Raw genomic sequence first — 24257 nt, 5'->3', positions numbered from 1 at the left:
GTACGGGTCAACTCCTTCTTCTATTATGAAGGTTCCGCAATGGAAGGTCCAGCGCTCCGGTCCCCCATACCTTATTATTTGGTTATGGTATAGACCACTTGATGCACTTTTCCATCCATCATCCCTGTATAGTTGAATGTCAGCACATTTCCTTCACGTTTTTTGAGTACGAGCATTTTGGTCACCACATACGTGTCCCTGCCATCTGCTGTGTCCCAGTCCTTGCGGTCTGCGGAGCTAATCAGTTTCGCGCTTAAATTCGTGGTTTCCCCTGAGCGGGTATGGACCGCAAACAGCTCGGTATGCTCCAGATTGCGGACAAGCGCGATATCTTCAGCCGCATACTCAACCGTAAAGTCACCTGTCCTTCCTGTAGTCTTCTCCAGTTCAAACAGCTTGCCGAGACTGCCGTCGGCATTAATATACTGCACATTTTTGCCGTCTGTCATATACAGCTGTTTTGTCGGGATCTCCGCAGCGTGCGGATAGGTAACAATGATGTAGTGATAGTCCATTTGTTTCAGAACTTTGCCGTTCTTGATTAGGGCCTGGTAGCCATTGCTGAAGTCATTGAACATAGCATAGTGTTTGTCTATTAAAAGCAGCAAATCGCTGCCTTTCCCCGCACTTTTAATCTGTAACCAGAAAGAGTAAGGTGTTTCGCCCAGAGGAAATTTCCCTATGGATTCCGGCTTGCTCCCTGATGAAGCACTCAGAAAGATTTCTCCGCTCTTCTGCGATACCCAATACGTTCTGCCCTGGATGGCAGACAACGTAAACCTCGGTTCATCCGTCAGCATGATGTTGCCGCTGCTCTTGTCCGTCCAGGTTTTGCCGCCCAATATACTGACTGAAGAGACCAGGGGGACATACACTTTACCTTTGAGAATATTAGGGGCTTTGGCGATCGTTGCGGTCGAATCATTCATTTTCACCATTTTGGATTTGGCTGTAAAAATCACTTCACGCCCCGGACGCACCAGCTTAGCGGTTGCAGTCTTCTGATTCCAGGAGAGCGCATAGCCCATCGAATCAGCCAGTTCCTTCAATGGTACCCATGTTGCACCTGCCACGATTATCTGACTGCTGCCCATCGGGGTATGCTTGTCGTTCAATACAATTCCGGTTTCTCTCGCATGTACTGTTCCGGCGCTTAAGGCAAGCCAAATTGCAGCAAAAACGGCCAGTGATAACTTCCATTTCTTCATTCACAGAGTCTCCTTTTAATTTGTCCTAAGGAATTGGACGCATTAAACTGGGAAAGGTTGCTAACTCAAGGCCAGTCTTCATTTTACTTCGTGAGATCCGCTCTGCTATGATGATCCTGGAGGCGACATACATGACATTTGAGTTCAATACTTACGATAAGTGGGATGACGCACGGTGGGCAGCGATTGAACCGCTCTACCGGGAAGCTTTCCCGCACGGAGCCAAACCTGTGGGCATACTTCGTGCCATGCTCGACAAAAAAATCGCCTGGCTGCATACCGGATACCTGGACGGAAAGCTCGCGGCGATGGCTGTTACGGGGCTTAGCAGGCCCGCTGCGGAACGGATGCTAATCATCGACTATATGGCTGTAGATGCCGGGCTCCGCGGCCAGGGCCTGGGAAGAAAGTTTCTGGAGAATATCCGCGACTGGGCAGTGCGGAAGCATGACATTCAGGCGGTTCTGATCGAAGTAGAAGCAGGCGATACGGAAGAAGATGCGGCAAGAGTTCATTTTTGGGAACACTGCGGTTTTAGGGTCACGGAGTATGTGCATCAATACATCTGGCTGCCTGAGCCTTACCGGGCCATGGTGATGCCGCTCACCCGGGATTTTACCGTTACGGATGACGGACAAGCTTTATTCGGCCGGATTACTGATTTTCATAGGAAGTCTTTTCGGAAGAGGGAGAGCGAAGGAGTATGAACAATGCCTATTGAAAATATTACTTATCCTGACCTTGCGGCGTATCCGGGAAAACCTGCAGCAATTCAGGCTATAAAAGGAACTGGCAAGGATGCCGTCTCTCTGCTTGCGTTGGATCAGAATAGTGATCTCTGGCAAATCGATTTGCATACTGGACGCGCCGCAATGCTGCTGCATGTGGATATTCCCGGTCTGGAATTGCAGGAGCCTGTCCAGATTGTAGTTTCGGCAGATGAACGCTTCGCTGCGGTTTCGGGAAGATTTGGCCAGTATGCGGCGCTGTACGATCTTCAAGATTCCAAGCTGATCACGCTGCTGTCACGGGGGGATTATCATTATGATGTCTGTACTTTCCCGCTCGCTTTTGCTGAATATGAGGGCCGGACGCTGTTGATTCACGGTACAGAATGGAACCGGTTGGATCTGCTGGATGTCCGTTCTGGTGAAAATATGTCTGCCCGCCAGAGTCCACCCTATGCTGACGGACAACACCCGGAACATGATCTCGATTATTTTCATGGCAAAATTCATATCTCCCCTCAAGGGGACTGGATCATTGATACAGGTTGGATATGGCATCCTATCGCTTCGATACGATCCTGGAGTCTTTCGGCCTGGCTCAGTAACTGCTGGGAATCGGAGGATGGAGCTACTTTGCGGAAGCTTGGGGAGCAGATGGAGGATTGGGATCAACCCGTAGTCTGGCTTGATCCGTCTACCCTGGCTATTTGGGGTCAACTGTCCATCGATATGTACGAGGAAGAGGATATGAAGGATTATGGCAAACACCTGTACTCTCACTTTCTGGCTATATTCGATGTGCAAACCGGAGAACAGAAGGGGCTGTTTATTCCAGTGCCTGCTTACCGGACGAAACCACTAATTAATGGAGGCATGTATTATCCGCAAGGTCAAATGGCCGCAGTGAACGGCAGGATTGTAATGTGGGGACCGGAAAATGGCCTGTCGATACTGAATCCCGATACAGGTGAAACGGAATTCTCCGATGAGAAGCTATGCCCTGATTCCTACCATCCATATGCGAATGTATTTCTTGAGATCGATGAGTCTGGCCGTTTTGCCGGGAAGCAATTAACCTTTAGATGAACACAACAAGCACGGACAGAATCTCACATAAGAATACTGGAGGTACTACACTTGCTAATCAGAACAGTAGTATTAAGCGACGCGCAACAAATAATAAGGCTGTCGGGTGAGCTGGGTTAAGCAGCGGAAGCCCCCCAGCGCTGTTTTTCTATGCGAATGCTAAACAAATGCTATAAATGTACTTTAGCAAACTCATAGAATTTCATTACCTCGTCCCACGCCGGGAACCCGGCTTGGGCCATTTTATCGCTGCCGCCGCCTTTTCCCTGGAATCCACTCAGATGGGCTTTGAAGAATGCTCCACAGGACAATCCGGCACTGCTGCTGCAAGCCAGGACCACTTTGTTCTCCATTGCGGTCAGCAGCAGTACAGGGAGTTCAGTATTTGCAGTCAGTTTGGCGGCCAAACTCTGCAAATCCTTCAGTGACTTATCCTCAAAAATGTGCGCAACCACCCTTGCTTCGGGCCCAAGCACCGACAACATTTCTTTTGCCAGATGCATATCGTTCTGTTCTCTGAGTACTGCCAGCTCAGCCAGAAGCTGCTTCTGCTCGGCTTCCCACTTTTCGATCCGGTCTATAATTTCATCTTTGCCTGTATTGAACTTAGCAGAAAGGGCGCCGAGGATGCGTTGATTATCGTTCGCTTCATCCAGTGCCCGCCCCCCGCATTTGAAGGTGATCCGGATATTGCCCTTCTGCTTCTCCGCCCTCAGCAGCTTGACCATCCCGATGGCTCCTGTAGAAGCTACATGAGTCCCGCCGCAGGCGTTATGTTCCACTCCCGCGATCTCAACAATTCGGATATTCTCGGTAACCTTAGGCAGCTTCACCAGTGGCAGGCCGGCCATTTCCTCGGGGGTAACCAAATAGCTCACGATATTTCGGTCCAGCACAACCTGACGGTTGACCTCCCGCTCTGCCGCCGCCAGCTGATCTAACGTCAGCTCCTGGAGTTCAATGTCGATGGTCGCATAATCATTGCCCAGGTGAAAGCTTAAGGTCATGGCCTGGAACAGCTCGCGGAATACCGCTGACAGCAGATGCTGGCCGCTGTGCTGCTGCATATGATCGAACCGGCGGTTCCAGTCAAGCTGGCAGCTTACTTGGCCTCCATCCGGTAGACGCTCAACCTTGTGCAGCACTTCGTCCTCTTCAAGGATGACATCGAGCACGGGAATTCCCGCAATGGTTCCGGCATCACAAGGCTGTCCGCCCCCATGCGGATAGAATGCGGTTTCCTCCAGAATTAGGTACAGTCCGTCCTCACGTTCTACAACCTGGCTTATGGATGTATGCCAATCTTTCAAATAAGCCGACTCGTAATACAGTTTTTTTGTCATAATCAGGGTTCCTTTCTGCTTCTGTCTCCGGCGGAGCCGAAGTGCTTCTCCATGATGATGTATTCTTTACCGCCCTACATAATCAAACTCCCGCTCAGGCCACATGACTTCATGCCTAAGCTGCCAGACGGCTTCTTTATGTACTTTTTGGATCTCCATAATATCAACTCCACTGCTGGTCTTAGTGCATCGTATCCCATATTTGCTTCCCGATCAAGATCACAGTAACTGCGATGAACAGCGGGCGGATATAACTGGCTCCTTTACGGATGGCGATCCTTGATCCGACTATTGCACCGATAACCATCGGGATGCCCAGAACCAGTCCATAGTACAGGCTAACTGAACCAACAGCGGCAAACGTCAAAAGACTTGCAATATTGCTGGCGAAATTAAGCATCTTGGCATTGCCCGCGGCAGTGACAAATTCAAAACCCAGCATGAGAAAGGCAAAGATCAGGAACGAGCCGGTCCCCGGGCCGAAGAAGCCGTCATAAAATCCAATGACCAGGGCAATGCCCATGCCGGTCAGCAGAGATTTTTTGCTGCCAGGGGAGAACGTTGAGACGTCACCCCAGGATTTTTTGAACAAGGTATAGACCGTTATTACAATCAGCATCACGATCACGAGCGGCTTCAGAAACTCCGAAGGCACCTGCCGGACCGTCAGCGATCCAGCCACCGCACCAACCATAGAAAACGGAATCAAAAACTTGACCAGTTCGAAATCGATCTTCCCGGAGCGTACAAAAGACGCCGTACTGGTGAACGAGCACAACGTCCCGGCCAATTTATTGCTGCCAAGCAGCAGCGGGAGCGGAATTCCGGCCGAGAGCAGCGCGGGGATGGCAATCAGCCCACCGCCTCCGACAACTGAATCAATCACCCCGGCCAAAAAACCGCAAATCACCAAAACCGCAATCATTGCCATACTGCCATGTTCCATATTGCGCAAAGCCTCCTGCAGGAATGTCAAAAGCGTTCAAACAAACTCCAGCATACACAATTTCAAGGGAGGGTACCAGAGAATTCTTGGATGATAGTTTGCAGTAATAGTCGATTTTAATCAATAAATCCCACCCAAGAAATCATTATCATGATACATTCAATGGAACATGCGCTATTTTTAAAAGAATAATGAGATTTGGGGGGGCTGTGTATGCGAAATGATTATAAATATGAGAATCTGAATTTGGACGAGGCAAATATCTTCGAATTACAAGAGGCCATGGAACAAGGAATCCTGACTTCAAAAGATCTGGTATTTTATTATTTAACCCGAATTGCTGAGTACGATCAGGATGGTCCGCACATCAATGCCATCATGGAGATTAATCCCGACGCTATTTTTCTGGCGGAAGCCCTTGATCTGGAACGGAAGTATGCAAGCAGACGGGGATTACTTCACGGTATTCCTATTCTGTTAAAGGATAATATCGGTACCCGTGACAAAATGCACACCAGTGCCGGTGCCCTGGCATTGGCACAGCATATAAGTCCAGAGGATGCTAGCATAGTCAGTAAATTAAGAGAAGCGGGTGTCATCCTCCTGGGCAAAACCAATATGACAGAGTGGGCTAACGGTATTTCGTCGAGTATGTGGGCGGGTTACAGTTCAAGGGGCGGTCAGGTTACTCATCCTTATGGAGAATTTTTTGTCGGCGGGTCAAGCACCGGATCGGCGGCAGCAGCTGCGATGAATTTTGCAGCCGCAGCGGTTGGAACGGAAACCTCTGCTTCCATTCTGAGTCCGGCAGTACAGATGTCCGTTGTCGGGATCAAGCCGACAGTGGGCTTAATAAGCCGTACGGGAATAATTCCTTATTCATACTCGCAGGATACAGCAGGCCCACTAGCCAAAAGTGTGTCCGATGCAGCGATACTTCTTGGAGTGCTTGCAGGAAGAGATGAAAGCGATCCCGCAACTTGGAGGTATGTATGGTCAGACGGGGAACAGGATTATACCCGTTATTTGAACGTTGAAGGCTTACGCGGAGCGAAAATCGGAGTCTACTCTGAAATACCAGAACATGTAAAATGTTCTGGTGAGTATGATGAAATTCTGTTTAATCAAGTGATTTCCGATCTGACGAAAGCTGGTGCACAGGTTGTGAAGCCCATTGAAATCCCCTCATTCCATGGTCCTTGGAGGTTCAACAAAATAAATATGGAATTCAAGCATGGAATTCAAAATTTTCTACACAACCTTCCTGCCCATATGCCTGTAAATACATTGTCAGAGTTAATAAATTGGAACCAAGATCATGCGGAACAAGCGCTGCGGTACGGCCAGGATATTTTGGAGTATAGAGAAAGCCTGGCCGATCTTTTGAATGACAGTAAATATATTCAGGAGTCAATCTTGGATTTGCACCTTGCCCGGCAAGAGGGCATTGACTATGCCATTGAACGATACCAGCTGGATGCGATAATGTTCCCTGCTTACATCGGTGCAGACTTGTCGGCCAGGGCGGGGTATCCCTCGATTGCCGTTCCGGCAGGATATATGGAGAACGGAAGGCCTTTTGGAGTCACTTTCGCCGGTAAAGCATTCAGCGAGCCCGCTCTAATTGCAATAGCGTATTCTTTCGAGCAGCACACCAAACACCGTAAACAACCGGTATTCGATTAATTGGACACACTTATTTCCAGCCATGACTTGCAAACCAGCTACCATCCCGCTAATCATCTAACGCCTGCTTTACAAAAGGGATCATGTTCCCGGGAAGCTGGTCCAGGGGGAACCATCGCAAATCATCACATTTATCCGGTTCAGCATTCACAATCTCACCCTGCCACCGGTTAGCAGTGAAGAAAAAATCAACCCGTTCATCATCAGTAGTCTTGATATGCATAACCCCGAGCATCTTGAGATCCTTGAGATGAACAGCAGCGCCGCATTCCTCCTGCAGTTCACGGGCTGCTGCTTCATGCTCCATCGCTAAGGATACGGACAGGAGAATTAAAGCTACATATTGTCAATCAACCCTAAAACTAAAGAGAGGAAATGACTCCTCTCTTTTGGACGTGCTTTTATCTTACAATACTATTTGATAAGCCGGGCATTTACCCAATCAGCATGGTCACTATTTGTACCATCTTGACCATCTGTTACAATTAGTTTTAGCTCATTCTTTCCAGTAAGATTAACGTTTACCTCTTTGGGCTCTGTATAATTATGCATTACACCACTGGAGAATACAACTTGATTGTCTACAATAACTTGGAACTCCACAGAACCTACCGAACCCACCTCATCATCTACCCCAACTAGCGCGCCAAAGGATGTGTACTGCCCATCCAGTTTGTAGACAATTTCACTGTTAGCATGCGTGCTCAAACCTTTTGTATAGGCCGTGTTATTTAACTTAAGTGCATTTCCATCAATACTACGATCTTTTTGGATTGTGCCCCAACCTGTTGTTGCAGAAAACCAATCCATATCGCTGAGATACGTTGTAACAGGTTGTGGTGTTACTGGATCGGTTTCAAAGATTTTAATCTCACTTGCAGAGGCAAAACCATTGGTACCGCCACCTTGAGGTACTTCAAGCCGAACATATTTAGCAAGAGTAGGCGTGAAATTTACTGTCTTTTCTGTGTTGTCCTTTGCCCAAGTGCCTGTTGCAACTTCAGTGAATGTTACCCCGTCAAGACTAGTTAAGATTCTATAATTTGTAATAATACCATTATCTCCAGTTTGTCGTGGGAGATAGGTTAGTTTGAAGAATGTAGATGGACTGGCGTACTTTGCTGTAATATTGTATGGGAACTGATTGGGTTTATTCCATTCGCTGTGCCAGATACTATTTGTATTTCCATCAAATGCATTTATTGCAGGATCATAAGCACTTGAAGTCTCTTGGCTATTTGTTGTTATCCCAATGATACCTTTTACCTTATCTATTCCATCAGTCGGTTTAATGATGTTATAATCTGATCCAAACCAAATGGGTGCAGTTAGAAGAGGTACATTCAATGATTTAATCTTGTTTCGTGTTTCATCTGTTGCAGTCAAACCCCATTTATCAAAGAAAGGCGTCAAGTCATAGTGAGCTACTTTTGAAGTGCTTAGAATAAATGCTTGTTTTTTCTGATCATCTGTAGTCGGCAGATCAGCTTTTGCCATCTCACGATATAATCGATGTAAATCCGGGTAGAAGTTATCCCCAAAAGCAAGATTAAGCTGCCACAACATTTCTAATTTTGAATCAGAGTCTTTAAAATCCTTGGTTGGCTGGTCTACAAACAAGAAAGCAGCTAAGTACTCACCTTGTGACCTTGCAGGTTCAGTAGGGTAAAGAACCTTCTTAGCAGCTAGAGAATATAGATTAACTGTCACCTCACCCATCTCACTCCAAGTCCAAGGCCCTTGTTGTCTCAAATGACCTGCCTCATGATACTGCCCCCAACCCATCCTTGTAAGGTTTAAAGCATCCGCATTTGCTCCAGTCTTTGTGGGCATAATTGCACCATCCCAGCTTGCATATGCATACGCTCCTCCTGTGTATGTTGGTGATTCAATGATTCCAATCAAATGCTTATCTAACCGGTGTCTAGGATCAGAATCAGAATTTGAAAGTCCGGAAATTTTATCCTGTGCTGCAATAAACTTATCATAAGTCTGTAAAACAGGAATGGGGTCTTGATTCAAGATGTGGTCTTTAGCAGAAGCATATGTGAAGATTAAGAGAGCTTTTTCTGATTGAAGAACAACAGAAGGTGCATCAGGATAAGCACTCATCATTGCCTGCCAATCCTCTTTGGTATTCTTGCCTAATACAAAGAATGGAACAGGACTCCCCCCACTCACTACATTTACATTAATACTACCTTCATTGTTGCTGTTATCAAAAGACAACAACCCGCCATTTGGTGAGGAAATTGTGTTTTTACCTGTTTTTAATGGATATCTAATCGCCCACTCTTTATCATGTTGATGTGTCCCAATAACCGCTGTAATTGGTTTGTCACCGGAGACTTCAATCTCAATTTGTTCATTGGCTTTTGCATATAGACCGGTTGGCTGAAATATTTTCCGGGCATCCGCATACCCCGCTGCTCTGCGCTCCCGCTCGCCTTCCGCCCATATATCTCCAAGGGCTTTTACTTCAAAATTCCGCTGAACAACAAGATTACTTTGCTGTGTAATGGCTGCCTCTGAACTTTGGGCTAGAACCCCCCCAGATGGCGAGACAGATACTACAACTGCTGTTACCACCATTAGTGATAAAATCTGAAGCGACTTCTTAAATTTTCTCATCAAATCCTCCTAAAATGAATTAAATTTATGCATAGCTAGCATCTAAATGCTGGCATATCCATCTGGGTAAGTAGTACATAAATTTCAGACGATTATGACACAATTACATTACGTTTTTTACCATTTATCAAATAACACCATTTATCTCTATTGCTTCAAATTCAAATTTATTCTTCTTTTATTAACATTATTTGTTATTTAAAATGTGACCTATTACTTCCCGGAAAAAATTCCGGAACAAAAAAAGCGGCAGGAACCTTCCCTGCCACCCGTATATTCAATACCCTTTTTTTAACTTCTCACTTATACGTATTCTGCTCATTTTTCTTATACGTGGTTTTATCATCCCGCAGCGCTTCTTTACGGATATCGAGTTTCTTCTGCTCCATTTGCTGCGCTTCCTGGCTGGTCACCGGAGCATTGTTCAGCTCCTCTACCGTGTTGATCAAATTCTTGTCCGGTTTGGTGTGATTCTCCACTGTGTTGCCTCCTATAAGTTTTGTTAGCGCTGCTTCCTGAAAGAGCTTCATACCAAACGGCTTCGGAAGCATACGCTCCTGAACTGGGTTCTCTTCAGCTTATTGTGGCAATCCACGGTGAAGTTTATACATCTTACGTAGATTGGGATAAATACTCAAACAGGAATAAGCTTGTTCACAAAAAAAAGCCGGATAAGCAGATCGTTGATCTGCCTGTCCGGCTTTGGCATGAAGCAATTCTATTATACAAGACCGCAATCCTATTCTTCCGAATCTACGTTATGATATACCTGCTGCACATCGTCCAGTTCTTCCAAAGCGTCGATCAGCTTCTCGAACTGCGCTTCGGCATCCTCTGGAAGACTCACATAGTTCTGCGGAAGCATGGTCAGCTCAGCTACGGTGAAATCTGTAATCCCGGCACTCCGGAAAACCTCTTGAACCGCATGGAACTGGTCAGGTTCAGCATAGACGATCACGGCTTCGTCCTCTTCCAGCACATCGCGTACATCGACATCCGCTTCAATCAGCAATTCCATCACTTCGTCCGCCGTTTTGCCTTCCAGGCCAATAACCGCTGTAGGCTCGAACATATAGGTTACTGAACCGCTGACACCCATATTGCCGCCGTTTTTGCTGAATGCGGACCGCACCAGAGGGGCAGTCCGGTTAACGTTGTTGGTCAGTGCATCGATGATGATCATCGAACCGCTTGGACCGAAACCTTCATAGCGCAGTTCCACGTAGTTTTCGTCGCCGCTGCCTTTGGCTTTGTCGAGGGCCCGGTCGATAATGGCCTTCGGCACATTGTACGTTTTGGCGCGCTCCAGCACGACCTTCAGCGCACGGTTCGACTCCGGGTCCGGTTCACCCTTCTTCGCTGCCACATAAATTTCTACGCCAAATTTGGCGTATACCTTACTTGTATTGGCATCCTTGGATGCCTTCTTTTCTTTAATATTATTCCATTTACGACCCATATTGTTCCCGCTCACTTTCCAACATTAATTATAAACAGTCCTACATATTATACCTCTGTTCGATATATCCCGTAAAGGGCAGTCACGGTCCCGCTAAAAATCCAGCAATGCCAGCAGCTTTTCCATCCCTACCGCCTGAATCAGTACGGGGATTCGCGGCCCCGTCTCCCGGCCCAGCACCAGCTGATAGATTAACGTGAACAAGCGTTTTTGATTGTTCTTCATTCTTTTTTTATCCTCGTCATAACAAATGGCATAGATCTCCGTCATCAGCGGCTCATCCTCCATTCCGCCGGCTCTCAGCAGCCTGCAAAAAGCATCCAGCCACCCTCGCTCGTGAGCTTCCAATGTTTCATAGCGTGCGTCATCACGGCGGGTATTTACAGTGACCAGCTTTTGCGGCATCCAGTGTTTGACCCAATATTCTGCCCGTTCCGCTGTCTGCTCCAGCCGCTTAACATCTACTTTTTCCCCGTTCCGTGTCATAATCTCCAGCAGTAATTGGCGGTCAAAATGAATCAAGGGCAGCAAGCCAGCAACGGGTCCGAAGCCGGGAGTGTTATCGTCCATCGGATCAATCAGGGAAAGCTCCACCGCAGCGCGAAGATCATCCGTGAGGGTATGGGAGTCGTATGCTTTCCGGTAACGCTCATATTCCGTATAGTTGCGCAGCACATCTTCATCCATCCCGATATGAAACGCGGCACCCGGCTGATATTTGGCGAACAGGAAGAGAATATTTTCCGGCGCATAGACCTTCAGCAGATCATCTGGTGTGTAGTTGTTCCCGGATGAACTGGACATTTTGGCAAAGCTCCCTTTAATTCTAATGAATTCATAAGGCTCATACATGGGCGGCGCCTTTCCAAATATCCGCTCCGAGATGACTGAAGCTACATTATAACTGCCTGTTTCCGACGAATGGTCGCGGCCTCCAGGCTCAAACAGCACCTGCTCCATGTTCCAGCGCATCGGCCAGTCGATTTTCCATTGCAGCTTGATATTATCCGCCTCGGGAACAGACAGACTGCTATGATGTCCGCATGCACAGCTGTAGGTTAATAGCGCTTTTTCTTCCTCAAAAGAATGCACCGTGGTCGAGTCCCTACCACAATCTGCGCAATAGATACTGACGGGATAGAATGCGGCTCTGTCCGCTTCGCTGGCTTTACCTGTTTTGAACGACATCAGAATGTCATAGATTTCACCTCTGCTGCGCAGCGCATGAAGAATTCCGGGTGCATACCGGCGGGACTGATACTCCTTGCTCTGATAAATAAATTCCGGCCGGATTCCAAACGCCTGGAGCGCCTCTTCAAATTCCTGCTCAAAATGCTCCGCATAGGAGGTGTGGCACCCATAAGGACAAGGAACCTGCGTGTAGGGTCTGCCAATATACTGCCCGAAGCTTGGATCTACTTGAACTGGAACCTTGCGGAACCGGTCGAAATCATCCCATGAAAAAATAAACCGCACCTGTTTGCCCGCTTTTTCGAGCGCCCTGCTTACAAAATACGTCGTCACAATCTCCCGGAAATTCCCGATATGGATGTGGCCCGAAGGACTGATCCCCGATGCGCACACGAATGTCTGCTGCCCCGGGTGGTTATCGATTAACCGGCTTGCTATTTTTTCTGACCAATGCATGAACAATCACCTCAACAATTAATGTGAAAAACAAACAAAAAAGCCCTCATCCGCAAGATTGTCATCTTGAGGACGAGAGCTGTAATCAGCGCCGTGGTACCACCTCTGTTCGCGAACATGTTGCCACATCCGCCTCTTCGGGTACGGCCATTACGCTTATACCCTATCTCTGTAACGGGAGATCCCGTCATAGCATCCTTGGGCGCAACGCCCAATTCCGTATGAGGCTCGGAGACTTTTTTCGTCAAGCACACCGCTGCTCCGTTTCACCACTTCCGAAGCTCTCTGTGAACGATGCCGCCTGATTACTCTTCTCTTCATCGCTGAAATGTTATGCTTTTCCAATATAGCCACTATAACAAAATCACAATAAAAAGTCATTATCCAATCAAATTTTTCAAAAGGGAACCCTTGTAAGGCTGAGCGATAATCTCCCGCTGAACATCCAGCTCGTTTTTAATTTCCGCGAAAATATCCTTCAAGGTAGTCAACATTAGAATCGTATCCTGCTCGATATAGCTCTGCACATTGCCAGTGCTTTGTTCGAATGCTGAAAGGTTGGGGCTGTTCACATTCCGCAGAATTAATGAGCACCAGGCGGTTAGACGAACATACTCTGTCAGGATATGCGCTTGCATATGGGCTTCATACGGTTTCAGCCTGGCCCACTTCATGGTACCGTCCTGCATAAGATCCGATGCGAATTCAGCAAACATAATCGACGTGTTATCAAAAATAAAAATTTCCAGTTTTTCCTCAATGACATCGTAATACTCAAGGATACTTGAAAGGACCCCCATTGAATCCGCCCCCTAGTCAACTAAGCTGAAGCACAAGCACATTTGAACATATTCCACCTTACTGGTTGGAATACTTGCTTTGTCCAGTATATCCTTAGTTCGGGCGAGAAGATATCTTGTTTATATTTTTTCACAAATTGAAAAGTGTGGACTTCTATCTATTTCGATTTATTGCCAGACTTCCCTGGCGATTTCTTTGATGAAGCGCAGCCTGCTGCCCTATTCATTCATATAAATAGCTTTACCCGTACGGGAGGATTCATAGAGCGCTTCTAATATCCGGGATACCACGTAAGCCTGTTCAGGCGTCACCACAGGTTCTTTATCTTGGTCAATTGCCTCGATCCATTGGCGCATTTCGGTATCCGGCGCGCTTTCCTGTCTGCCTTCGTAAAAGGCTACTCCGCCCGCACTAAGCTCAATTTCGTTCGTATACAAGCGGCCCAGCTTTTCACCATTAATGCGCAGTCCTTGCTTCATGTCGGCTCCCGCTTCTGTTCCGCTGAGACTGCATTTGGCCTCATCGACATCCAGCGAATTCAGTGCCCAGCTGGACTCCAGCATAATGGTGGCACCATTCTCCATGACAATCATCCCGAAGGCCGAATCCTCTACCGAAAATTGCTTCGGGTCCCACGGCCCCCATGCATTGGCTGCATTCTCTCGCTTCGAAAGCTCGTGGTGGGTAGTGCCCAGAACCACCTTAGGCTGATAGTTGTCCATCATCCACAGGGTCAAATCGAGCGCATGGGTGCCGATATCAATCAACGGTCCGCCGCCCTGTTTCTCTTCATCCAGAAACACGCCCCAGGTCGGTACAGCTCTGCGGCGGATAGCATGGGCTTTGGCAAAATAAATGGAGCCAAGCTCCCCGGCTTCGCATAGCTGCTTTAAATATAAGCTGTCCTCCCTGAAACGGTTATTATAGCCAATCGTCAGTTTTTTGCCGGTCCGTTTGGCGGCTTCGAGCATCGCTTTGGCTTCAGCGGCTGTTTTGGCCATTGGCTTTTCACACATCACATGTTTACCGGCCTCCAAGGCAGCGATTGAAATTTCCGCATGGGAGATGTTGGGAGTTAGCACATGGACAATATCAAGCGAATCATCTTTTAATAACTCTGTGTATGAGGCATACACTTTCGCCTCTGCGCTTCCATACTTCTGGCAGGCCTCTTCCGCCCGTTCTTCAACAATGTCACAAAAAGCAGCCAGCTCTACATTTTGAAGCTTGCTTAGACTGGGAAGATGTTTGCCATTTGCGATACCCCCACACCCAATAATGCCTATCCGATACGTTGCACTCATGTAAAGTCACCCTCACTTTGAATTGGATTGCTGCCTCATCGCACGAAACGCTGCGGGCGTCATGCCCATACGTTTGCGGAACACAGCATGCAGATAATTTGCATTGGTAAATCCCGAATCTTGGGCGATCTGCTCAATGGAGGAGAAGTTCTCTTCCAGGGCACGGCATACTGCCTGCAGGCGGATTTCCTCAAGAATCCGGCTAAATGGCCGTTCCGGCTGAACCTGTTTGAAGATCCGCTGCAGCTGTCTGCTGCTGATATGGAGCTTTTCCGCCACATTGTCCAAGGTGACAGGGGTTTTATGATTGGCTTCCATATACTGGACCGCATATTCATATCTGTACGCTGCCATATTCCGCACTGGTGCTTCTGCCCGATGGTCCCCGCTGTCATACGCCCTGATGGTTTTTAACAAGATACTGATCACCAGTTGTTTAATAGAAGTGTAATATCCGAGCAGTTTCTCGTCACATGCATCGTAGGCTTCCAAAAAGCAGTGCATCGCCCGATGATAATCATGCGCCGGAACCGCAGGCAGAGTCCGCAGCTTGACCATGGTCTCCTCGGCTTCGGCGGCTTCCCAAGGGTCAACGCCTTCCCTTTCTTTGGCAGTAATATCCACATGCAGGCACAGTTCGTCCATAGCCTCCCCTGCATCCGCTTCCTGATAGTGGATGACCCCAGGTCCCGTCAGATAGAGCATGCCTTCCGAAAGAGGGTATTGGTGTCCGCTGAGAATAACCTTACCCCGCCCGCGCGGGATGAAATGGAATTCGAACTCCGCATGTTTGTGGAAATCTACAACTTTGCCTGCCGGAAAAGAGGTCAAGTGGAAGCGGAGCACCCTGATCTCGTAATGCCCCCATTCAATGCAAATATCGAGACGTTCCAGCATATCCTGCTTCTCGAACATTTTCTCAAATGAAGACCGGCTCCATACGGCACCTTCCCGGATCATCCTAATCGGTCAGCGCTTTCAAAAGGATCGTACGGCCTTCCCTGGCCGCAAGGTTCGCCGCTTCCATCAGCCTTGTCAATTCTAAGGCGATCTGAACATTTTCCTCGGCAAAAGTATTCGCTTGGATATGAGCCACCCATTGCTGGAAAGCGCTCTTATTGGGAGCCGGCAGAGGCCATTCGGTCCAGTCCTGATAGGCGTCTCCTGCCGCCTTCGTGCGAATTAACAGCTTTTGCTCAGGTGTCCCGAACAGCAGTGTCCCTTCGGTACCGTGCACTTCAATGGCAAAGGGTGAATGGCTGTTGACGAACCCTGCTTCGACGACACCGATCGCTCCGGAATCCGTGGAAAGGGCCGCCACTGCATTATCTTCCACTTCCTTGCCGGTGACATAACCAAAGCTTGCGCTTACCCCAGTCACGGGTTCACCCAGGAAGAGCCGGGTAAGGTACATTGGATGGCATCCGAGATCAATCAAAGCTCCCCCCCGGCACTCCTCCAGATTATAAAAATGGGCCGGCAGCCAACCGGCAACCGCTCCATCATGCGACAAGCGCACTCTGACGTAAGTAATGGTGCCGAGCAAGCCCTGATGAAGAACCTCTTGAATCGCCAAGGTATATCCGTCATTCAGACGAGGCAAGGACACGGTCAAGGTTAACTGCTGCTTGGAAACCTCAGAGAGAACGGCGTTGGCTTCTTTCAGCGTGGCGGCAATCACTTTTTCGGTAAAAATGTGTTTTCCGGCTTGCGCCGCAGCGGTCAGTACCTCCGTATGCTGGGAGGTCGGCGCATCCACAATAACGCCGTCTATATCCTCCTCCGCAAGCAGATCGGCCAGTGAAGCAAAAAAAGGAACGTTCAACTGGTCGGCGGCGGCCTGCCCCCGCACGGGATCTTCATCCCACACGGCAGCGATCACAGTATCCTCATGTTCCTGGACCTGCTTGATATAATCCCAGGCGTGCACATGCCATAAGCTTAATACACCGATTCTAAGCGTCACAGCGTTATACCTCCAATATATAATATTCAGACATCTCCATTTAAAATAGCACATAAAAAGCGTATTTTTAATAGAAATATGCGACATTGATTATATGGAATTACGCCATTCTTCGTATGCGTCAGCGCATTAAAGTCCTAGACTACCGCTGATTTGCTGAGCTATGGTTCTCCGTTAGCGCAGTACATCTTCTGCCGATTAAAAGAAACGAAGTGTACAGGTTAGTCCAAAATACAAACAAAGCGGACTATACCGCCTCCTTAATCACGTATTTTTATATAAAAGCTCCTTTCTCCATCTTATAAGGGTATTCAATGCGTTCTATAGCTGTTCCCTAAATCGCCAAAAGGAAAATGCAGGATATTGTCGACTGGTGGAGAATATCAAAAGAGTACAAACAACAGTACATTTACTAGGGGTTTAAAATCAGGAGGGAAAATAATGGCTAACTTGTTTGGCGGTTTGATGGGTAATTATTCGGAGGTTACCATTCCCGAATTAATGAATCAATACGGCGCTTATCTGATGCCGCAGGAAGAAATCCGGATGGGCTTCAAGCTGATCCGCGACGCTTTTATTATTACGGATGACAGATTGATTCTGATTGACCACCAGGGTGTTACCGGGAAGAAGACCCGTGTAGCTTCGATCCACCTCAGCTCCATTTATGAGGTCACTATGGAGACGGGAGGCACCGGCTTTGATGATTGCGAAGTTACCCTTCACTATATAACCTCACCCTATCACAAATCCAACAATCTGCAGACCGCATTCTATAAATTTGAATTTGGCAAGAAATTCAACGTCCAGCCGTTGTATACCGCATTGGTCAGTATTTCCAATGACAATTACAAGCGCCTAAATTCCTAGAACGCATATAAGAAACAGCCAAAGTCATTCCAATCGCCAAATCGGGTAAAGAATAGTAATAACTTTCCCGAAAGCGGCGGTGAACTGAGAAACGAAGGAATCGAGCGGTTGAATGCAGCAATAAAACAAACATCGGACAAACGACTCCTACGAAAGGTACCAGGCAGTCCGTCTTCGTCTGGAAGGACATATAGTATAAACGGGGTGCGGTTGGTCTTTGAATGACCGCCGCGCCCCGTCTTATATTATTATACTGTTTTCTTTTTCTGACTAATTACGTGTATATATTTAATAGTAAGATTCCATAAGACTTTCCCGAGCCAAAACATCAACACACCAATCACAATAGAAATGGGCAAGAACTGCAATGGGCTTGGTGTAAATGCTCCCATTTCCATTGTTATTCCGGCAATATCATATCCCATAAGATACCCGATAAATTTAACAATCCCGCCTAGCATCGTAATAACTCCACCAATCATTAAAGCAATGGACAGAGTACTGATGAACGGTAAAAGTAATATACCGCTGATGCCAGCAAAGCTGCTACAAAATGCAAATATTGCGCCGAATTTACGCCAACTAAATTTACTGTTCTTTGAAATGGCTTCACCTAAGTATGCTTTCGCTAATTCTTTTGGGTTTCCTAACCGTTCGATGATTTGCTCAGAAGATACACCATTATTTTGCAATTCAAGCATTACACTTTTGATTTCTTTTACAATGTCAATACGCTCGGAATCGGACATGGATTTCAAATACTTTTCAATTTTTATAAGATACTCATTCATACTTATATCCATTATTTAACTCTCCTTTGATTTCTGATATAGCTGTTAATAAATTATCCCACTCTAACGACATCGCGTTTAAGTATTCGTTTCCTTTTTCTGTAAGGGTATAATATTTTCTCGGTGGCAAGCCCTCTGTGCTTTCTTGCCAAGATGAAGAAATATATTCTTCTTTCAATAATCTTCTAAGCAGAGGATAAATTGTATTTTCTTTTGCAGCAACAATAGGATACTGCTCTAACTTACTTATGATTTCATACCCATAATATGATCGTTGCTTTATTAGCAATAGAATACAAAAGTCGAGTGTCCCCCGCTTAATTTGCGATTTCCAATCTTCCACACTCATGTAATGTACCTCCTGCACATATATCGTACAACACAGTACTATACTTATCAATAGTACTTGATGCCCCCCTTGTATCGCGCGGGTTATTTGGGTGATACGGGCAAGGTTTTAAAAAGTTGGCGTCATAATTCCAGAAAGCCCCCCAAAATTTTTCCGCTTTTCCGTTTTGCCTACTTGCTAAATTCAGCAAGTAAAATATTTTTAAAAGGATTAGGGCTGTTATCTCTACCTAAACTGTTCAAACTGACGGCCAACGTATGTTTGCCTCTAAGTGTACCTCCAGCAAATGTAGAAAACCCTAGAATGCCACCTGTGTGTCCCCATACCGATACACCATTTGGAAGCTTTGTTTCAAAGATTCCAAGACCATATCTATCGATTCCTCCTTTTCCTACAGGAACTGTAGTAAGCATTTGTTTTAGTGGCTGTTCCTTTAGTAATTTGCCACCGAGCAAGGAAGAGAAGAATTTATTTAAGTCGTCAGCAGTAGAAATCATATCACCAGCCGAGCTACATGCACTTGGGTTATAATATGTAACGTCTTTTATCTCACTTGCTTCGTCTGGTTGGGAATACCCCCGAGCATGTTTGGTGCCTGGAATAACGTTTGAATTACCAGGCAGGAATGTATCCGACAATTCAAGCGGTTCTCACCAGCTAATTGAAGTACAACCGTTGCGGTGAAGGTCTTCGTCACGCTTCCAATGCGAAAGCGAAAATCTGTTTCCATGGGTTTCTTGGTGCTCAGATTCGCTACCCCAGTGGCATAAGCCCACGTTTCTCCACCCTCAGAAGTTTTAGCAAGTATCCCCGGGAATCCAAGTTGCAATGCATCATGCATTGCTTGCTTGACGGGATTATGATCTCGTTGAGTGGTTGTTTGTAACGAACTAGATACATTTTGAGTGGGCTTTGCTCTTACAAATGAGGTTGGCGATGAGTATAGCAGGGAACTCCCGATTATTAAAAGGGCCAGACTCGCAAATGTAATTTGACTACGTATTTTCATAAGACATTCCTCTTCTCTCTTAAGACTGTAAGTTTGTAATCATCTTCATATTTGTTGTTTTGCCAACGCTATTCTGTCCTAACAAGTCTGTTCCGCCTTTCACACTTGCATGTACATCGTACAACACAGTACCTCAATTATCAATAGTATATCATATTTTTTCATCGAGAGATCTTTTGAAAGAAATTCAATATCAACCACCGCCGAGCGCAAGCAGAAATAGCGGGCTGTTACGCAATAGGCGCCTAATGAAGCTTCTTTCAACTCGTGGGATAGTAAAAGCCACCCGGATTACGGATGGCTTTGTGTCAAAGAGTATGAACTTCTAGATTAGATTCTTACAGTTCAACAACTGTCGCTTTGCCTGTATTTGCACCCTTGCCGAAGGAGGCTGCCCCCCCTCACACCCACACTTCATTTGCCGTCTCAATAATCAGCCGCAGCTTGTCCCACTGCTCCTCCTCTGTCAGCATGTTGCCTTCCTCAGTGGAAGCGAAGCCGCACTGGGCGCTGAGGCACAGCTGGTCGATCGGTACAATCTGGGCAGCTTCTTCTATTCGGGCGATGATCTGCTCCTTGCTCTCCAGACCTCCGTGTTTCGTAGTCACCAGGCCCAGTACCACCTGCTGGTCCCGGATGAAGCGCAGCGGAGCGAAATCACCGGAACGTTCATTGTCGTATTCGAGGAAGAAGGCATCCACTTCAGCTTGGCTGAACAGGACCTCCGCAACAGGCTCATATCCCCCGGCGGCGAACCAGGTGGAGCGGAAATTGCCCCGGCAGACATGCAGAGCAATGGTCATATCCGCTGGCCGTCCGGCGATACTCTCGTTGATTAATCGAACATAATCCTGTGCCAGCTGATCGGGATCGATGCCGCGGCTGCGCAGATGCGCCCGGTGTCTGCCGCTGCACAGGGTGCCCCAGGTGGTATCATCCAGCTGCAGATAACGGCAGCCTGCCGCGTAGAAGGCCCGGATGGCGTCCTGGTAGACCTGGATAATATCGCGGAACAACGTCTCGCGGTCAGGGTAAATTTCATTTCCGTTGTAATTCTCAACGAAGTGGAATAATGCCGGAGATGGAATGGTCATTTTGGCGAGTGTATCTCCAGCCATCTGTTGCAGCTCAATAAACTGGCCAACCATGGGATGATCGCCGAAAGCGATGTTGCCGACAATCCGAAAGCTTTCTGCCCGCTGTACTGCTTCTTTGGCGCTTCTGCCCTGATCCAGACTGATCTTCTGCGTACCGGTAATCCCGAGAAAAAAATCCAGATGCCACCAGGACCGCCGGAACTCGCCGTCTGTGACAGCCTTAAGACCCAGTGCCTTCTCCTGTTGCAGCAGCTTGTAAATCTCCGTATTCTCGATTTCATGCAGCTGCCCGTCTGTAATTTCACCCTGAAGATGCAGGCTGCGCGCGGTTTTTAATGCTTCTGTGCGGAGAAAGCTGCCGACAATGTCGTAGCGAAAGGGCGGAGTATTTCGTTTGGAGCCGTGAACTGGACTGATCATACGTTCCTCCTGCGGTTAGAGTAGAAAAGTTTTAAGGTCAAAATTATTTCTGGTAACCAGGTCGTTCAAAATATCGATATAGGCCGACATCATCACGCCGGGCTTGCGGTCCTTATGGGCGATCCAACCGACAGTGAAGACCTCAGGACTGTCAAAAGGAATCGTCACCAGCCCGTCGCCGTTCAGCTCAGCATCCATAATTCCCGTACCTACCGTATAGGAGTCACTCCCCAGCAGCAGATGGGTCAGCGTGGCCCGGTCTGTGACCTGGATATTTTTCTCAATTTGAGTGAAGCTGAGCATCTCCTCAGAGAAATGCAGGGAGTTATTCTCGCCTTGTTCAAAGGTAATGTACGGGTACGGGAGGATATCCTTCAGTGTAATCAGTTCCTTGCCGGCAAGACTATGGCCTGCCCGCACATACACATGCGGATTGGTGTTGAAGAGCGGAGTGAATTTCAGGTTCCCGTCGCTGAACAGCTTGTTCATCACCTTATAATTGCCCTCATTGATGTAGAGAATCCCCAGATCGCTGCGGAGCGTTCGGACATCCTCAATAATCTCATAGGTCTGTGTCTCTCTCAGACTGAAGTTGTATTCCGCCACCCTGTTCTCTTTCATGAGCATGACAAAAGCATCCACGACAAAAGGATAATGCTGGGTAGACACGGAAAAATAGATCGGGCTGCGCTTCTTCCCGGTGTACCGGTTCTCCATAAATTCAGTCTGTTCGATAATCTGCCGGGCATAACCCAGAAATTCCACCCCTTCGGCAGAAATGCTGATACCCCGGTTGTTGCGTTCAAAAATCGTAATCCCCAGCTCATTCTCCAGCTCCTTAATGGCATTGGAGAGGCTTGGCTGGGAGACAAAAAGCCTTTTGGCCGCTTCATTCATCGAGCCGCTGTTCGCAATCTCTATGGCATAGCGGAGCTGCTGCAATGTCAACCCTGTTCCCCCTTTAGCAAGAACTGTTGTTGCTGAATCTTCTATTCCCGCTTAAAACAGATACCGTTCCCCGGAAGGAACGGCACCTCAGTTTCTGCTTATAGTAGCATAGATTCATAGTTCGATCCATGCCTATATATATGAAAAGTCTGCGGGTATCTACTGGCTGCGTTTTTTACCTGCATCGATCTTCGATGGGTCGAGCCCTTCCCAAATGTTTCTGATCTTTGCCTGTTCCGGATGCTCGAACACCAGGAAGGCGGTGGGCAAATAGCGCTCGCCATATTGCGAGGATGGTTTGTTGACAATCTCATTGTCCTTCACCAGGACCGTTGATGAACCGCCGTCGAGGTTAGCAGCGATAACGGCTCCGTGCTTCAGCATAATCTGCTGCACATCATAGAGGTTTGCGCCAATGCTGTACCCGGGCTGTCTGCCGTCAATGACCACGAACAGCAGCGCACCATCGGCACGTTGACCCATCGCGGTTCTTGGAGCAATCCCCCAGCCTTCCGCGGCATTTTTGATCAGCCCTTTGCCATTGACAATGATCCGGGGCTGAAAAGACACGGCCTCCTGTACACCCATCTTGCTTAGCTCGTCCAGCGTATAGTTACCGGCGATCATTTTACCCTGCTTGTCCAAGCCGACGATTTGTGTAGATTTTTTGCCGCCGAGACCGTTATAGAACAGCTTGCCTTGCGAAATGACCAGACCAATCGGCTTGAAGCCGTTGCCCTTCCAGTTAGGATCGGCGAACCCTCCGCCATTGACGCCGGCAATTGCGCCTGTGCGGGCAACCATGCTGGTCACCTTTTCGCCTGAGCCGATCTTGTTCGGTACACCCAGGCGGACTTTGGTGGGATCATTAACCGTCATCACATATCCGGTGTAGCCGCTGCCTGACACCTTTTCTACCTCAACCAGCGGTTTATTTTGTTCTTCAGCCGCAGGTTCTTTTATCACGTGGGTATCCTTCTCGTCTCCCATATGCTCAAACCGCTGATTGTATTCCGTAACACGTTCTTTCAGTTCATCTTCGCCAATGATATATTTCGCCAAATAGCGGTGTTGTGTGGTTATTAACGTATCTGCTATCAGATAACGGGTGTTCTGCGCAGATGGGGCAAAATACAGCCAGCCTCCGGCGGCCAAGAGCAGAAATAGGCCGAATAAAAAGACTCTGAAGAGTGTGCGGAAAAAGCTTTTTTTCTTGCGTTTACGTACGGGTTTCTTCTTGCGGACCGTGGAGCGTTGTGGTAATGATGAAGAATTCACTGCTTGATTTCCTCCCTGTTACTGCCTGATAATGGAAATGGGCATAAGCTCATATACCCCATCATAGACGATATTGCGAGATTAAAGGTTTCAGTTTGTTTAACTGTTGGTATTGACTTTATTAAATGATGCAGGGGTAAGTAATGGCGAAGCACAGTGTGAACAAGCGGATCATCTGGATTTGTACAGGAATTATTGCCGGTTTTGCCCTTATATGATAAAAGACCACCAAGTGGTCTCTGATTAATTCTTATACTTCCAATTACAATCTAATAAGTTTTAAATTCAAATTCTAAATTATTACGTTTTTATGAACCCTCAGAGAACTATATCCTGATACCCAACTTCTACTAGTTTTTCATCTTCAATTTTTACAGCAAGACCATGCTCCGGTTCCCATTAACTTTTTCGAATGTACCGTCTGCCAACGCACCTAGGGATTAATCTCGCCAAAAAGACGGATTTGCTAACCTTTACGCTTCAGCTTAAACTTCTTGAATTTAAGCTTCTGAAGAACCGGTCAAGCAGGACTTCAGCCCTTCATGAGCCTTTTTTGCTGACTCTTGATCACGCCGGATGTTCATGCTGCCGCTCCTGGAGGCCAGCTTGGCTCCGGATTTCAGCAGGCACTTGATGCCCTGGACTCCTGCGCCCGCTGTCTTCTTCACTACCGCACCTCGATATTGCCCT

The 24257-nt window shown here is 47.4% G+C and carries 23 protein-coding genes and 1 pseudogene; 4 read left to right on the top strand and 20 right to left on the bottom strand.

Annotated elements, in window-relative coordinates; all coding sequences use genetic code 11:
* Positions 1 to 74: 74 nt before the first annotated feature.
* Positions 75 to 1208 carry a copper amine oxidase N-terminal domain-containing protein gene (locus PGRAT_RS31675; RefSeq protein WP_025703650.1) on the bottom strand — a complete coding sequence of 378 codons (1134 nt, stop codon included), beginning with the start codon at positions 1206 to 1208 and terminating at the stop codon, positions 75 to 77.
* Positions 1209 to 1339: 131 nt separating this feature from the next.
* Between PGRAT_RS31675 and PGRAT_RS14850 the strand changes: the two genes are divergently transcribed.
* Both PGRAT_RS14850 and PGRAT_RS14845 read left to right on the top strand, forming a co-directional pair.
* Entirely contained in the window at positions 1340 to 1915 is a 576-nt protein-coding gene (locus PGRAT_RS14850) for a GNAT family N-acetyltransferase (protein ID WP_025703651.1), read from the top strand.
* Positions 1916 to 1918: 3 nt separating this feature from the next.
* A complete protein-coding gene (locus tag PGRAT_RS14845) occupies positions 1919 to 3022 on the top strand; it encodes a hypothetical protein (RefSeq protein ID WP_025703652.1) in 1104 nt (367 codons plus the stop codon).
* 170 nt (positions 3023 to 3192) lie between these two features.
* On the opposite strand, the gene PGRAT_RS14840 is transcribed toward PGRAT_RS14845, so the two are convergent.
* Both PGRAT_RS14840 and PGRAT_RS14835 read right to left on the bottom strand, forming a co-directional pair.
* Positions 3193 to 4365, bottom strand: coding sequence for an alanyl-tRNA editing protein (locus tag PGRAT_RS14840; protein WP_025703653.1), 1173 nt, complete (start codon positions 4363 to 4365; stop codon positions 3193 to 3195).
* 181 nt (positions 4366 to 4546) lie between these two features.
* Positions 4547 to 5311: a TSUP family transporter gene (locus PGRAT_RS14835; protein WP_025703654.1), complete on the bottom strand. Its 765-nt coding sequence runs from the start codon at positions 5309 to 5311 to the stop codon at positions 4547 to 4549.
* 213 nt (positions 5312 to 5524) lie between these two features.
* Here PGRAT_RS14835 and PGRAT_RS14830 point away from each other — a divergent pair, with 213 nt between their 5' ends.
* On the top strand, positions 5525 to 6997 hold the full coding sequence (locus PGRAT_RS14830; RefSeq protein WP_042266808.1) for an amidase family protein: 1473 nt from the start codon (positions 5525 to 5527) through the stop codon (positions 6995 to 6997).
* 49 nt (positions 6998 to 7046) lie between these two features.
* Here the strand turns inward: PGRAT_RS14830 and PGRAT_RS31220 are convergent, their stop codons facing one another.
* From PGRAT_RS31220 to PGRAT_RS14780, 9 genes are all read right to left on the bottom strand, one after another.
* Positions 7047 to 7304 (bottom strand): NUDIX domain-containing protein, encoded by a 258-nt coding sequence (locus PGRAT_RS31220; protein ID WP_051424699.1) that lies wholly within the window; start codon positions 7302 to 7304, stop codon positions 7047 to 7049.
* Between the two features lie 107 nt (positions 7305 to 7411).
* On the bottom strand, positions 7412 to 9628 hold the full coding sequence (locus tag PGRAT_RS14820; protein ID WP_025704361.1) for an NPCBM/NEW2 domain-containing protein: 2217 nt from the start codon (positions 9626 to 9628) through the stop codon (positions 7412 to 7414).
* A 299-nt stretch (positions 9629 to 9927) separates the two neighbouring features.
* On the bottom strand, positions 9928 to 10107 hold the full coding sequence (locus tag PGRAT_RS14815; protein WP_025704362.1) for a hypothetical protein: 180 nt from the start codon (positions 10105 to 10107) through the stop codon (positions 9928 to 9930).
* Positions 10108 to 10367: 260 nt separating this feature from the next.
* Positions 10368 to 11087 (bottom strand): YebC/PmpR family DNA-binding transcriptional regulator, encoded by a 720-nt coding sequence (locus tag PGRAT_RS14810; RefSeq protein ID WP_025704363.1) that lies wholly within the window; start codon positions 11085 to 11087, stop codon positions 10368 to 10370.
* Positions 11088 to 11180: 93 nt separating this feature from the next.
* Positions 11181 to 12734: a lysine--tRNA ligase gene (lysS, locus tag PGRAT_RS14805; RefSeq protein WP_025704364.1), complete on the bottom strand. Its 1554-nt coding sequence runs from the start codon at positions 12732 to 12734 to the stop codon at positions 11181 to 11183.
* A gap of 380 nt (positions 12735 to 13114) precedes the next feature.
* On the bottom strand, positions 13115 to 13534 hold the full coding sequence (locus PGRAT_RS14795; protein ID WP_025704366.1) for a hypothetical protein: 420 nt from the start codon (positions 13532 to 13534) through the stop codon (positions 13115 to 13117).
* A 219-nt stretch (positions 13535 to 13753) separates the two neighbouring features.
* The gene (locus PGRAT_RS14790) at positions 13754 to 14839 is read right to left on the bottom strand and encodes a Gfo/Idh/MocA family protein (RefSeq protein ID WP_025704367.1); all 1086 of its coding nucleotides are present in this window, start codon (positions 14837 to 14839) and stop codon (positions 13754 to 13756) included.
* Positions 14840 to 14851: 12 nt separating this feature from the next.
* Positions 14852 to 15799 carry an AraC family transcriptional regulator gene (locus PGRAT_RS14785; RefSeq protein ID WP_025704368.1) on the bottom strand — a complete coding sequence of 316 codons (948 nt, stop codon included), beginning with the start codon at positions 15797 to 15799 and terminating at the stop codon, positions 14852 to 14854.
* A gap of 1 nt (position 15800) precedes the next feature.
* Complete coding sequence (locus PGRAT_RS14780) at positions 15801 to 16859, bottom strand: Gfo/Idh/MocA family protein (RefSeq protein WP_042268098.1); 1059 nt, start codon at positions 16857 to 16859, stop codon at positions 15801 to 15803.
* Between the two features lie 387 nt (positions 16860 to 17246).
* On the opposite strand from PGRAT_RS14780, the gene PGRAT_RS14775 reads away from it, so the two are divergent.
* Complete coding sequence (locus PGRAT_RS14775) at positions 17247 to 17675, top strand: PH domain-containing protein (RefSeq protein ID WP_025704370.1); 429 nt, start codon at positions 17247 to 17249, stop codon at positions 17673 to 17675.
* 248 nt (positions 17676 to 17923) lie between these two features.
* Here PGRAT_RS14775 and PGRAT_RS14770 read toward each other — a convergent pair whose 3' ends face one another.
* From PGRAT_RS14770 to PGRAT_RS33245, 8 genes and pseudogenes are all read right to left on the bottom strand, one after another.
* The gene (locus PGRAT_RS14770) at positions 17924 to 18478 is read right to left on the bottom strand and encodes a DUF1700 domain-containing protein (RefSeq protein ID WP_025704371.1); all 555 of its coding nucleotides are present in this window, start codon (positions 18476 to 18478) and stop codon (positions 17924 to 17926) included.
* Positions 18459 to 18815, bottom strand: a complete 357-nt coding sequence (locus PGRAT_RS14765; protein WP_025704372.1) for a PadR family transcriptional regulator — start codon at positions 18813 to 18815, stop codon at positions 18459 to 18461. Before PGRAT_RS14765 ends, PGRAT_RS14770 begins: the two co-directional genes overlap by 20 nt.
* A 170-nt stretch (positions 18816 to 18985) precedes the next feature.
* Positions 18986 to 19824: pseudogene (locus PGRAT_RS31215) on the bottom strand (serine hydrolase domain-containing protein).
* Positions 19825 to 20225: 401 nt separating this feature from the next.
* On the bottom strand, positions 20226 to 21341 hold the full coding sequence (locus tag PGRAT_RS14755) for a 5-methyltetrahydropteroyltriglutamate--homocysteine S-methyltransferase (RefSeq protein ID WP_025704374.1): 1116 nt from the start codon (positions 21339 to 21341) through the stop codon (positions 20226 to 20228).
* Positions 21342 to 21356: 15 nt separating this feature from the next.
* Positions 21357 to 22289 (bottom strand): LysR family transcriptional regulator, encoded by a 933-nt coding sequence (locus tag PGRAT_RS14750; RefSeq protein ID WP_025704375.1) that lies wholly within the window; start codon positions 22287 to 22289, stop codon positions 21357 to 21359.
* A 159-nt stretch (positions 22290 to 22448) separates the two neighbouring features.
* On the bottom strand, positions 22449 to 23567 hold the full coding sequence (locus tag PGRAT_RS14745; RefSeq protein ID WP_025704376.1) for a phosphodiester glycosidase family protein: 1119 nt from the start codon (positions 23565 to 23567) through the stop codon (positions 22449 to 22451).
* Between the two features lie 318 nt (positions 23568 to 23885).
* Positions 23886 to 23936 (bottom strand): hypothetical protein, encoded by a 51-nt coding sequence (locus tag PGRAT_RS34905; protein ID WP_411830742.1) that lies wholly within the window; start codon positions 23934 to 23936, stop codon positions 23886 to 23888.
* 131 nt (positions 23937 to 24067) lie between these two features.
* Entirely contained in the window at positions 24068 to 24235 is a 168-nt protein-coding gene (locus PGRAT_RS33245; RefSeq protein ID WP_155990328.1) for a hypothetical protein, read from the bottom strand.
* Positions 24236 to 24257 lie beyond the last annotated feature (22 nt).

Source organism: Paenibacillus graminis (genome assembly GCF_000758705.1).
GTDB classification, from domain to species: Bacteria; Bacillota; Bacilli; order Paenibacillales; family Paenibacillaceae; genus Paenibacillus_AQ; species Paenibacillus_AQ graminis.
Note: the sequence above shows the minus strand (reverse complement) of the source record. Positions and strands in the feature narration are given on the sequence as shown.

Coding starts and splice junctions, on each gene's coding strand:
- PGRAT_RS14770 (WP_025704371.1), bottom strand. CDS start 18,478: ATGGATATAAGTATGAATGAGTATCTTATAAAAATTGAAAAGTATTTG.
- PGRAT_RS14775 (WP_025704370.1), top strand. CDS start 17,247: ATGGCTAACTTGTTTGGCGGTTTGATGGGTAATTATTCGGAGGTTACC.
- PGRAT_RS14845 (WP_025703652.1), top strand. CDS start 1,919: ATGCCTATTGAAAATATTACTTATCCTGACCTTGCGGCGTATCCGGGA.
- PGRAT_RS14785 (WP_025704368.1), bottom strand. CDS start 15,799: ATGATCCGGGAAGGTGCCGTATGGAGCCGGTCTTCATTTGAGAAAATG.
- PGRAT_RS14795 (WP_025704366.1), bottom strand. CDS start 13,534: ATGGGGGTCCTTTCAAGTATCCTTGAGTATTACGATGTCATTGAGGAA.
- PGRAT_RS14820 (WP_025704361.1), bottom strand. CDS start 9,628: ATGAGAAAATTTAAGAAGTCGCTTCAGATTTTATCACTAATGGTGGTA.
- PGRAT_RS14790 (WP_025704367.1), bottom strand. CDS start 14,839: ATGAGTGCAACGTATCGGATAGGCATTATTGGGTGTGGGGGTATCGCA.
- PGRAT_RS31220 (WP_051424699.1), bottom strand. CDS start 7,304: ATGGAGCATGAAGCAGCAGCCCGTGAACTGCAGGAGGAATGCGGCGCT.
- PGRAT_RS14765 (WP_025704372.1), bottom strand. CDS start 18,815: ATGAGTGTGGAAGATTGGAAATCGCAAATTAAGCGGGGGACACTCGAC.
- PGRAT_RS31675 (WP_025703650.1), bottom strand. CDS start 1,208: ATGAAGAAATGGAAGTTATCACTGGCCGTTTTTGCTGCAATTTGGCTT.
- PGRAT_RS14835 (WP_025703654.1), bottom strand. CDS start 5,311: ATGGAACATGGCAGTATGGCAATGATTGCGGTTTTGGTGATTTGCGGT.
- PGRAT_RS14830 (WP_042266808.1), top strand. CDS start 5,525: ATGCGAAATGATTATAAATATGAGAATCTGAATTTGGACGAGGCAAAT.
- PGRAT_RS14780 (WP_042268098.1), bottom strand. CDS start 16,859: ATGTGCTATTTTAAATGGAGATGTCTGAATATTATATATTGGAGGTAT.
- PGRAT_RS14755 (WP_025704374.1), bottom strand. CDS start 21,341: ATGATCAGTCCAGTTCACGGCTCCAAACGAAATACTCCGCCCTTTCGC.
- PGRAT_RS14840 (WP_025703653.1), bottom strand. CDS start 4,365: ATGACAAAAAAACTGTATTACGAGTCGGCTTATTTGAAAGATTGGCAT.
- lysS (WP_025704364.1), bottom strand. CDS start 12,734: ATGCATTGGTCAGAAAAAATAGCAAGCCGGTTAATCGATAACCACCCG.
- PGRAT_RS14850 (WP_025703651.1), top strand. CDS start 1,340: ATGACATTTGAGTTCAATACTTACGATAAGTGGGATGACGCACGGTGG.
- PGRAT_RS14810 (WP_025704363.1), bottom strand. CDS start 11,087: ATGGGTCGTAAATGGAATAATATTAAAGAAAAGAAGGCATCCAAGGAT.